The 10,415-nt window shown below is 67.1% G+C and carries 9 protein-coding genes; 5 read left to right on the forward strand and 4 right to left on the reverse strand.

Annotation, left to right across the window (positions count from 1 at the left end):
• Positions 1 to 8: 8 nt before the first annotated feature.
• Positions 9 to 2,777, reverse strand: coding sequence for an ATP-dependent DNA helicase (locus AC1DVI_RS29335; RefSeq protein ID WP_476960966.1), 2,769 nt, complete (start codon positions 2,775 to 2,777; stop codon positions 9 to 11).
• 118 nt (positions 2,778 to 2,895) lie between these two features.
• Here AC1DVI_RS29335 and mtgA point away from each other — a divergent pair, with 118 nt between their 5' ends.
• A complete protein-coding gene (gene mtgA, locus AC1DVI_RS29340) occupies positions 2,896 to 3,582 on the forward strand; it encodes a monofunctional biosynthetic peptidoglycan transglycosylase (RefSeq protein WP_476960967.1) in 687 nt (228 codons plus the stop codon).
• A gap of 39 nt (positions 3,583 to 3,621) precedes the next feature.
• On the opposite strand, the gene AC1DVI_RS29345 is transcribed toward mtgA, so the two are convergent.
• Both AC1DVI_RS29345 and AC1DVI_RS29350 read right to left on the reverse strand, forming a co-directional pair.
• The gene (locus tag AC1DVI_RS29345; RefSeq protein ID WP_476960968.1) at positions 3,622 to 4,266 is read right to left on the reverse strand and encodes an AbiU2 domain-containing protein; all 645 of its coding nucleotides are present in this window, start codon (positions 4,264 to 4,266) and stop codon (positions 3,622 to 3,624) included.
• Positions 4,267 to 4,550: 284 nt separating this feature from the next.
• A complete protein-coding gene (locus AC1DVI_RS29350) occupies positions 4,551 to 4,874 on the reverse strand; it encodes a DMT family transporter (protein WP_145622824.1) in 324 nt (107 codons plus the stop codon).
• Positions 4,875 to 5,017: 143 nt separating this feature from the next.
• Here AC1DVI_RS29350 and AC1DVI_RS29355 point away from each other — a divergent pair, with 143 nt between their 5' ends.
• Both AC1DVI_RS29355 and AC1DVI_RS29360 read left to right on the forward strand, forming a co-directional pair.
• Positions 5,018 to 6,586, forward strand: coding sequence for a lysine--tRNA ligase (locus tag AC1DVI_RS29355; protein WP_038529608.1), 1,569 nt, complete (start codon positions 5,018 to 5,020; stop codon positions 6,584 to 6,586).
• 602 nt (positions 6,587 to 7,188) lie between these two features.
• Positions 7,189 to 8,187, forward strand: coding sequence for a DUF2336 domain-containing protein (locus AC1DVI_RS29360; protein WP_476960969.1), 999 nt, complete (start codon positions 7,189 to 7,191; stop codon positions 8,185 to 8,187).
• Between the two features lie 27 nt (positions 8,188 to 8,214).
• Here the strand turns inward: AC1DVI_RS29360 and AC1DVI_RS29365 are convergent, their stop codons facing one another.
• On the reverse strand, positions 8,215 to 8,685 hold the full coding sequence (locus AC1DVI_RS29365) for a hypothetical protein (RefSeq protein ID WP_476960970.1): 471 nt from the start codon (positions 8,683 to 8,685) through the stop codon (positions 8,215 to 8,217).
• A gap of 273 nt (positions 8,686 to 8,958) precedes the next feature.
• On the opposite strand from AC1DVI_RS29365, the gene mdh reads away from it, so the two are divergent.
• Entirely contained in the window at positions 8,959 to 9,927 is a 969-nt protein-coding gene (gene mdh, locus AC1DVI_RS29370; protein WP_149168046.1) for a malate dehydrogenase, read from the forward strand.
• 249 nt (positions 9,928 to 10,176) lie between these two features.
• Positions 10,177 to 10,415 (forward strand): ATP-grasp domain-containing protein (locus AC1DVI_RS29375; RefSeq protein WP_476960971.1); only part of this gene is annotated, 239 nt, incomplete at its 3' end.

Consider the following 10,415-nt stretch of genomic DNA (forward strand, 5'->3'; position numbering starts at 1 on the left):
CAGAGCGCTCACCAGCCGCGCAGGAACTCCGCGGTCGCCTCCACCGCCTCCTTGATGCCGACGCGGCGGACCTCCACCCCCTCGGGGAAGGCGCCGAACAGGCGGCTCGGCATCATCGGGTCGAGCAACACGAAGACCCCCGTGTCGTCGGCCCGCCGCACCAGCCGGCCGAAGGCCTGTTTCAGCCGCAGCCGCGCGATCATGTCCTCGTAGCGCCGCCGCCCGAAGGCGTCGCGCCGGGCGCGGTGCAGGATGTCGGGGCGCGGCCAGGGCACCCGGTCGAAGACGATCAGCCGCAGCGAGCGGCCCGGCACGTCCACCCCGTCGCGCACCGCGTCGGTGCCAAGCAGGCAGGCGTGCTCCTCCCCCCGGAAGATGTCGATCAGGGTCGCCACGTCCAGCGGGTCGACGTGCTGGGCGTAGAGCGGGACGCCGGTGGCGTCCAGCGGCTCCACGATGCGGTCGTAGACGGCGCGCAGCCGGCTGATCGCGGTGAACAGCCCCAAGCCCCCGCCCCCCGCCGCCTGGAACAGCGTGCGGTAGGCCGACGCCACCTGCCCCAGATCGTCCTTGCGCACGTCGGTGACCACCATCACCCGCGTGCGGTTGGGATAGTCGAAGGGCGACGGCACCTGGGCGCGCAGCGCCGGCTTGGGCAGGTGGCTGGCGCCGCAGCGGTCCTCCGCCGCCTGCCAGTCCATCGCGGTGTCGCCGGTGCCGTCGGTCAGCGTGGCGGAGGTGACCACCATGCCGTGCGCCGGCCCGGCCAGGGCCTCCGCAAAAGGCACGGTCGGGTCGATCCAGTGGCGGTAGAGCCCGACATCGACGTCGCGCCCGTCGATCCGCTCCACCGCGAACCAGTCCACGAACTGCGCCGGCGTCTCCACCGGCAGCGTTTTCAGCATGGCCCGCCACGCCTCGACCGTCAGCACGCCGCGCCGGGTCAGGCTGCGCGCCATGGCGTCGATGCGCCGCCGCTGGTCGCTGTCCAGCTCCGCCGTCTCGTCCTCCAGCCTTGCCGCCAGCCGCTTGGCCAGCCCGGCCAGCGGTTCCGACAGCCGGACCAGCGCGGCCTCCAGCGCCGCCGCCGCGTCGAGCAGACCGTCCACCGGGTATGCCTTGTCGGCCTCCAGGCTGTAGGGGCCGCCCTGCCCCGCCGTTCGCGAATAGACCTGCCGCCGCGCGGCGAGCAGGAAAGCCTCGGTCGGCCCCTGCGGGTTGTCGGCGGACAGGCGCGCCGCCCAGCCCTCCGCCGGCAGGACGCGGGCGCCCAGCATCACCGCGTCCATCAGCTCCTGCGCGCGCTCGTCGCTGGCGACCAGATCCTCGATGCGGCGCTTCAGCCCGCGGGCGCGGCTGCGCCCCGTCTCCTCGGCGCCCAGCAGCCAGCGCCGCAGTTCCTGGGTCTCACGTCCGGTCAGATGCCCGGCGAAGGCGCTGTCCGCCGCGTCGAAGACATGGTGCCCCTCGTCGAAGACGTAGCGGGTGGGCAGGGTCGGCTCCTCGCCGCCGCCCAGCGCCGCCTGCACCATGACCAGCGCATGGTTGGCGATCACCACGTCGGCCTTGCGGGCGCGACGCACGCTCTTCTCGATGTAGCAGCGGGCGTAATGGTCGCAGGCGGAGTAGATGCACTCGCCCCGCCGGTCGGCGAGTCCCAGAGTCCGCCCGCGCCCGGCGATGTCGACCAGCCAGCCGGGAAAGTCGCCGCCGGTCAGGTCGCCGTCGCGGGTCGCCGCGGCCCAGCGCGCCATCAGCCCGACCCCGATGGCGTGGTGCGGCTGCATCGGCATGCCGCGCACCGCCTCCTCCAGGTTCAGCAGGCACAGGTAGTTTTCCCGACCCTTGCGCAGCACAACCTTGCGCGCCTTGGTCGCCGGCTCGGGGTAGAGGCGGTCCAGCTCCGCGTCGATCTGGTGCTGGAGGTTGCGGGTGTAGGTGGAGATCCACACCGTCCCGCCATTCTTCTCCGCCCACACCGTGGCCGGCGCCAGATAGCCCAGCGTCTTGCCGACGCCCGTCCCGGCCTCCGCCAGCACGACGTTCGGCGTGTCGGGCGCGGGGCGCGGGGCAAAGGCGGCGGACACCGCGCTGGCGTAGTCGGCCTGCTGCGGGCGCGGCTCGGCCACCTTGCCGGGCACGCTGGCCGCCAGCATCACCGACAGCCGGCGCCGCGCCTCGTCCGGCTCCACCGGATGGTGGGCGGGCGGCGGCTCGGGCGGGCCGTCCTGCCACTCCTTGATGCGCGTCCAGACGCGCAGGCCGGCGCGGGCAGCGCCCTTCTCCGGCCCGTCCGGCTTGCCCAGCGCGGCCAGCACCGCGGGCGCCCACAGCCAGCCGGCGCGCCCCATCTCCCAGGCGAAGGCCACGGGGTCGGACGCCTCCTCCCGCCCCGGCGCGCCCAGCAACCCCAGCAGCTTGCGCACCGCCCGGTGGAGGGCCAGCGCGTCGTCCTCCAGCCCGTCGGGGATCGGCAGGTCCAGCGCCTCGGCCAGCCCGCGCGGGGTCGGCACGCAGAAGCGGGCGGGCAGGACGAAGGCGAACAGCTCCAGCAGGTCGAAGGCGGCGAAGGGCTCCGTCCCCAGCCGCCGCGCCATCGCCCGCGCGTGGCACACGAGCGGCGGCTGTCGGCGCGCCCGCTTCGCGGCAGCGGCGGGGGCCAGTTCCTCCACCTCCCCGTCGCCGGTCAGCAGGACCACGCGCCGCGCGCCGGCGACCAGGGCCGGCGCGTCATCGAGGCTGAAGGACGGGAGGGAGGGCGCCGAGGTCAGATCCATGGCGCGCAGTATAGTGGTCCCCGCCGCTGCAATGCGAGCAAACCCGTGTTGACCGATCGGCCCGCCCCCTCGAAAGTGCTCCCCCGTCCTTGAGCGTCGCAGAGGAGAGGTCGAGCGCATGCGGTTTCCGGTCCGGCGTCTGCTGAGACTCCTGATGGCCCTGGCCGTCGCCCTGGTGGCCTTCAGCGTCGGCTGGGCGGCGCTCTACCGTGTGGTGCCGGTGCCGGCGACGCCGCTGATGCTGATCCGCGCCGCCGGAGGGTCCGGGCTGGCGCACGACTGGGTGCCCATGTCGCAAATTTCTCCCCACCTCGCCCGCGCCGTCATCGCGTCGGAGGACACGTTGTTTTGCGGCCATGGCGGCTTCGACTGGGCGGCCATCGAAGGCGCCTTCGAGGACAACGAGGAGGGCCGGCGCCTGCGTGGCGGCAGCACGATCAGCCAGCAGACCGCCAAGAACGCTTTTCTCTGGCCGGACCGCAGCTGGACCCGCAAGGGCATTGAGGCGTGGTTCACCCTGCTGATCGAGACGCTGTGGCCGAAGAGCCGCATCCTGGAGGTCTATCTGAACAGCGTGGAGTGGGACGACGGCGTCTACGGCGCCGAGGCCGCCGCCCGCCACCATTTCAAGAAGCCGGCCTCGGCCCTGACCCGCCGCGAGGCCGCCCTTCTGGCCATCGTTCTGCCCAACCCCCGCAACTGGTCTCCGAACCCGCCCGGAAACTATGTGGCGCGGCGGGCGGGGATCATCGAGCGGCGCATGGCCGTGGTGGAACGGGACGGGCTGGCGGATTGCGTGCGATGAATTCGCACTTTTTCTTCTTCTAGTAGTTTCTACGCAAAATCAGGCATCCTTCCACTTCATCTTTTCCAAATCATCAATTGGAATCACTCCCTCATCCACAAGTTCACGGTATCTCAAAGCCGATTTCAGCATCCAAACCAAATGATTTCCATCGCTGCTCATTACGAACAAGTTGTATGCATATTCACTATCATAAAAATATCCTTCGATATGGTTCATATAAGTCCTCATTGATAGAAGCGCCTTTTCAACTTGCTCTCTTGAGGCATAGGGAATCGGATTTGCACTTCTTTCTAGAGCGTGATCCAAGTCAAGATGGGCAAGCTTTTTATTTCTTAATGCGCGGAATTGATCACATATTTCATGAACTGCATCAAGAAGTCCCCTTGCATTATGCGAAAATTCTCCACAATGAAATTTGTCAATTCTTTCCTGAAGTTGCTCTAGAGATAAATTTTCTGATTTCCCCATCCTTGCCGGATCTGTTAACCTGCCTAAAGATACCTGTATATCGTTAATCATAATTTGCTGAGTAAAGTAAAAGAATGTAGGAGCAGAATTATTTAATAAATCAATTCTATCACTTGAAGTTCCGTAAAGTTGCCGGTATATTTTCCACCGCCCATGCAACCAAGTTAACTCTTTCTTTAAAGAATCATAAACTTCTAAAACTTCATCATTCATTTTGCGCTCCATTACTACAGGATATTGTCAGTCAGACCCGAAAACAGAGAACTCCATTTCTCTACCTATCTTTGCGCCGCGCAGCGATGCGCGCTTCGGTTTGGCGCCGGGCTTCTTCAGCGGGAATGCCTTCACGGCGATCCAATTGGGCTATCCCCTCTGCAATAAGTCGGTTTAACCGCTCAATCTGTAAAGTCGGGGATACTTTCATAAGTCAACTTACAGAAGGACGTTAATGGCGATAATAAGGATATGGCAAAGCCTGTTATCGGAACAAGCGCCCCCTACGCCCCTCCTCCCGACATCCGCAGACTCACCACACCCGCCACGATCAGCAGAATCCCCGCCAGCTTCAGGAAGCTGAGCGACTCACCGAACACCCACACGCCGATCGCCGCGATGGCCGCCGTGCCCACCGCGGACCAAATGGCGTAGGCCACGCCGACCTCGATCTCGCGCAGCGCCTGGGCCAGCATGGCGAAGGCCACCAGATAGCAGGCCACCACCGCCAGGCTGGGCCACAGGCGGGTCATGCCGTCGGACATCTTCATGGCGACGGTGCCCACGATCTCGAAGGCGATGGCGACGGAGAGAAACAGCCAGCTCATGCGGGTCCTCGGCGGGTGATCCACATCCAGAGATGCGCCCGAACGGCGGTGCGAACAAGCGCGGCGCCCGTTGACGGACGGCGCGGACGGCCCTAGGGTCGCTGCCTTTCTACACTTCCGTCGAGTTTTGAAGGGGCTCTACCATGACCGGCGAGCGGGAATTGGCGTTGCAGGCGAAGGCGTGGCCGTTCGAGGAGGCGCGCAAACTGGTCGCGCGCTTCGCGAAGGAGCCGCCGGCCAAAGGCTACGTCCTGTTCGAGACCGGCTACGGTCCGTCGGGCCTGCCGCACATCGGCACCTTCGGCGAGGTGGCGCGCACCACCATGGTCCGCCAGGCCTTCCAGCGGATGAGCGACATCCCGACGAAGCTGTTCTGCTTCTCCGACGACATGGACGGGCTGCGCAAGGTCCCGGACAACATCCCAAACAAGGAGCTGGTCGCCGCCAGCCTCGGCAAGCCGCTGACCCAGGTCCCCGACCCTTTCGGCACGCACGACAGCTTCGGCGCGCACAACAACGCGCGGCTGCGTGCCTTCCTCGACAGCTTCGGCTTCGAGTACGAGTTCCAGTCCTCCACCGACTGGTACAAGTCGGGCCGCTTCGACGAGGCGCTGCTCGGCGTGCTGCGGCGCTATGACGAGATCATGGCCGTCATGCTGCCGACGTTGGGCGAGGAGCGCCAGCAGACCTACAGCCCGTTCCTGCCGGTCTCCCCCTCCACGGGGCGCGTGCTGCAGGTCCCGGTGCTGGAGCGCGACGTGGACGCCGGCACCATCGTCTTCCAGGACGAGGACGGCAAGAAGGTCGAGGTTCCCGTCACCGGCGGCCATGTGAAGCTCCAGTGGAAGCCCGACTGGGGCATGCGCTGGTACGCGCTGGGCGTCGATTACGAGATGTACGGCAAGGACCTGATCCCGTCGGCCGAGCTGGCCGGGAAGATCGTCAACATCCTCGGCGGCACCCCGCCGCAGGGCTTCAACTACGAACTGTTCCTCGACGACAAGGGGCAGAAGATCTCCAAGTCCAAGGGCAACGGCCTGACCATGGAGGAGTGGCTGGCCTACGCCCCGCCGGAGAGCCTCGCCCTCTACATGTTCCAGAAGCCGAAGTCGGCCAAGCGCCTGTATTTCGACGTGATCCCGCGGGCGGTGGACGAGTATCTGGCCTTCGTCGCCAAGCTGCCGGTGGAGGAGCCGGCCAAGGCGCTGGAGAACCCGGCCTGGCACATCCACAACGGCACGGCGCCGGCGGTGCGCTCGGACGTGTCCTTCAACCTGCTGCTCAACCTCGCCGGGGCGGCGAACGCCGAGACCAAGGACGTGATGTGGGGCTTCATCAGCCGCTACGCGCCCGAGGCGACGCCGGAGAACAGCCCCTTCCTGGACAAGCTGGTCGGCTACGCCGTCCGCTACTACCAGGATCAGGTGAAGCCGACGAAGCGCTTCCGCGCCCCCACCGACGCCGAGCGCGCCGCGCTGGAGGACCTGCTGAAGCGTCTGGACGGCATCCCTGCCGACGCGGCGGGCGACGTCATCCAGAACGAGGTCTTCGCGGTCGGCAAGGAGCATGGCTTCACCGAGCTGCGCGCCTGGTTCCAGGCGCTCTACGAGGTGCTGCTCGGCCAGACCACCGGCCCGCGCATGGGCTCCTTCATCCAGCTCTACGGCCTGGACGAGACCAAGGCCCTGATCCGCGAGAAGCTGGCCGCCTGAGCATCGTCTCCCTTTCCCCTCCCCCGCGCCGCGGCCCGCCGCGGGGGAGGATTTTCCAGCGGACCGACACGCCTCGCAAACAATTCGTCAAACGCATGAACTGCACCCAAGGGAGGCGGTGCTCCAGGGCATGCCTGCGTGGATGTCGCTCAGCATTCGGCGAGACTTCACCCGCCACCGTTCCCGTCACAAACAATATTGTTGGTCCGATCGTTTGCGTTTCCATCATCCGGCCATGCGGCTCGAATGTGTGCAAACGGTCGAAATCCTGCCCACCCTCTGGGCAAACAACATTTTATTCCCGCATCGCCATGCGCACACCGCACCGCACCAATACCAACTTGGTATTACCATCCGCCAAGGTCAAAGCCTATGATCCGCCCCGTTACTGCTTTTGCAGTGCGTTTCCTCCCTAAACTCTTCAAGGCCGCGCCCCATCGGGGTCGCGGCCCTTTTTCTTTTCAACCTTCGCTTTTCGACGCTTCGACACCACAACCCGACGGAAGGACCGGTGGCGCAGGGTCTGGTTGCTTGCGCCGGGCGCCGATGACAAGGTCGGCTCCGTTAGCGTCCCGTTAACCGGCCCGTCGTTGGATATCCGGATGCAGCCACGTCAGGCCCTCCACTCCGATCAAGGGGACGACCGTCCCGACACGGCCCGCTCGGCGCCGCGGGCAGACCCCTGCGCGGACGACGGGGTGGACCCGGACCTGCTCGGCTATCTGTTCGACGATTCTCCCCCCGCTCCTCCTGCGCCGGAACCGGCCCGCCGCCGCGTCGGCACGGCGCTGATCGAATCGCGGCGGGCCGGGATGGGCGATGCCGGGGTTCGCGCGCATCTGGCGCGCAAGCTGTGCCGGCTGCTGCCCGACCTGCCCCCGGACCGCCAGGACAAGGCCACCGCCACCGCCCTGCGCACGCTGGAGCGGCTGGCCCGCGATCACGCGGCCCATGTGCGGACGGCGCTGGCTGGGGCTCTGAAGGACGTCGCCTGCGCCCCGCCCGCCGTGGCGCGCACGCTGGCCCGCGACGTGGAACGCTCGGTGGCGGAGCCGATCCTCCATTGCTGCGCCACCCTGACCGACGACGACCTGCTGGAGATCATCGCCAGCCACCCCGCAGGCTGGGCGCTGTCGGCCATCGCACGGCGGCCGGCGGTCAGCGCGCCGCTGTCCTGCGCCATCGTCGACACGGGCGACGCGGAGGCCACGGGCGTCCTGCTGGACAACGACGGCGCGGTCATCCCGGACGACCGGCTGGAGGATCTGGTGGAGCGGTCGGGCGGTCATCCGGACTGGCAGGCAAAGCTGGCCGGCCGGCCCGCCCTGCCGCAACGGCTGGCCCTGCGGTTGGCGGAGTCCGTCGACGACTCGGTGGCCGACCTGCTGCTGCGCCGCACCGATCTGGACGCGGTCACCGCGGCGGAGGTCGCCGCGGTGACCTGGCGGGCGGGCTATTCGATGCGCTGCGCCATGCGGGTGCAGGTCCGCGCCGCCGGTATCCCGCCGCGCGCCGTGCTGAACGCCCGCCAGGGCACCGACTACCCGCTGCCCGCGGCGGACATGGCCCGCCACCTCGCGCTCTACGGCGTCCGCTCCTGACGCCGAAGGTCGCCGCCGACTTCAGCGCTACTGGATTTCCAGCGGCCGGCGGGCTGGCGCGCGCCGCGTGTCGGGAGCCAGCGTCGGATCGTTCTGATACAGCGGGCGCGACGGGTCGGTGTCGATCAGCTGCGGCGGGGTGACGATCTCCTCGCCCGACCCGGAATCGAACTGGATCACCGCCATCCGGCGCACCGTCTCGCACAGGTCGCGCTTGCGCAGGGTCGCCGGGTCGGCAGGCCCGTCGAAGGCCACGAGAGGCACCACGATTCCGCTGCGCTCCCCCGGCGGGACGGACGTGTACACGTAGTTCGACACGGGCCGGCAATACAGGATGTCGGTGGCCGACGGCATATCCGACGGAGCGCCGGCCGCTTCATTCAGCGGCGCCTTGGCCAGAGCGGCCTCATAGTCTGCGACGGTTTGTCCCAAAGCCGCGCCGCCGCTTCCCAGCGCCAGCGTCATGGTCAGGCAAAATGCCGGTGCAAAGCGAATCATGGTTCTTACCCCCAATCCCGAACGGCCTTCAAAACCTATCCAAAGAATAGTGCGCCGCACCCGCAACACCAAATTCCTGTTTGCCGTTGCGGCCATTCGCCGTAATCGATTGCACAGTTCCGCGTCCCGTGCTTGCGGTCACGCTTGCTCTCGGGCCGGAATCGCGCTAGGAACCGCCCTCGAAATCTCAGGGCGCTGGACCCCTAGGACGCTACACTCAATCGGTTCTGTCCTCCGCTGAATGGGGGACGCTCACGCTTAGGGAAACGCTCCATGGCTCGCAAGAAGATTGCGCTCGTCGGCGCCGGCCAGATTGGCGGCACGCTGGCTCTGCTCGCTGCCCAGAAGGAACTCGGCGACGTCGTCCTGTTCGACATCGCGGAAGGCATGCCGGAGGGCAAGGCCCTCGACCTGGCTGAGACCTCGCCGGTCGAAGGCTTCAACGCCAAGCTCAGCGGCGGCAACGACTATTCGGTCATCGAAGGCGCCGACGTCGTGATCGTCACCGCCGGCGTGCCGCGCAAGCCGGGCATGAGCCGCGACGACCTGATCGGCATCAACACCGGCGTCTGCCAGACCGTCGGCGAGGCCATCAAGAAGCACGCCCCGAACGCCTTCGTCATCGTCATCACGAACCCGCTGGACGTGATGGTGTGGGTGCTCCAGCAGGCCTCCGGCCTTCCGCCGGAGCGCGTCGTCGGCATGGCCGGCGTGCTCGACTCGGCCCGCTTCCGCTATTTCCTGGCCGACGAGTTCAAGGTGTCGGTCGAGGACGTCACCGCCTTCGTGCTGGGCGGCCACGGCGACACCATGGTCCCGCTCGTCCGCTACTCGACCGTCGCCGGCATCCCGCTGCCGGATCTGGTCAAGATGGGCTGGACCACGCAGGAGAAGCTGGACGCCATCGTGCAGCGCACCCGCGACGGCGGTGCCGAGATCGTCAAGCTGCTGAAGACCGGATCGGCCTTCTACGCCCCGGCCGCATCCGCCATCCAGATGGCCGAGTCCTACCTGAAGGACCAGAAGCGCGTCGTTCCGGTCGCCGCCTACCTGACCGGCCAGTACGGCCAGAACGACCTCTACGTCGGCGTCCCGACGATCATCGGCGCCGGCGGCGTCGAGAAGATCATCGAGATCGATCTCTCCGCGGAAGAGAAGAAGATGTTCGATCACTCGGTCGACGCTGTGAAGCAGCTCGTCGAGGTGGTCAAGAAGCAGCAGGCTGAGAAGGCCGCCTCCTAAGGCGGCCTGTTTTTTGCCTGCGCGACGGCCTGCGGCCTCATCGCCCGGGGTGGACGGTTGAACCGTCCGCTCCGGGTGGTACAGTGATCGCGGTTGTTCGCGCCAGCCGGCGTAAGGCTTCCTGAAGGACTCGTCCCCCCGAAGACTTGCGCCCTGGTGCGTCCGCCAGCAGGAAACGCCTGCCCGATCTTCGCCCATCGTCAGCCGACCACACTCTGTCAGCCGACCATAAAAACAGATGGACGCCCGATGAACATCCATGAGTATCAGGCCAAAGGCCTGCTGAAGAAGTACGGCGTCGCGGTGCCCCGCGGCGGCGTCGCCTACACCCCGCAGGAAGCCGAGACCGTCGCCCGCGAGCTGGGCGGCCCGGTGTGGGTCGTGAAGTCGCAGATCCACGCGGGCGGCCGCGGCGCCGGCCGCTTCAAGGACAACCCCGAGGGCAAGGGCGGCGTCCGCGTCGTCAAGTCCATCGAGGAGGTCGGCAA

Source organism: Azospirillum sp. P4_B5 (assembly GCF_056402275.1).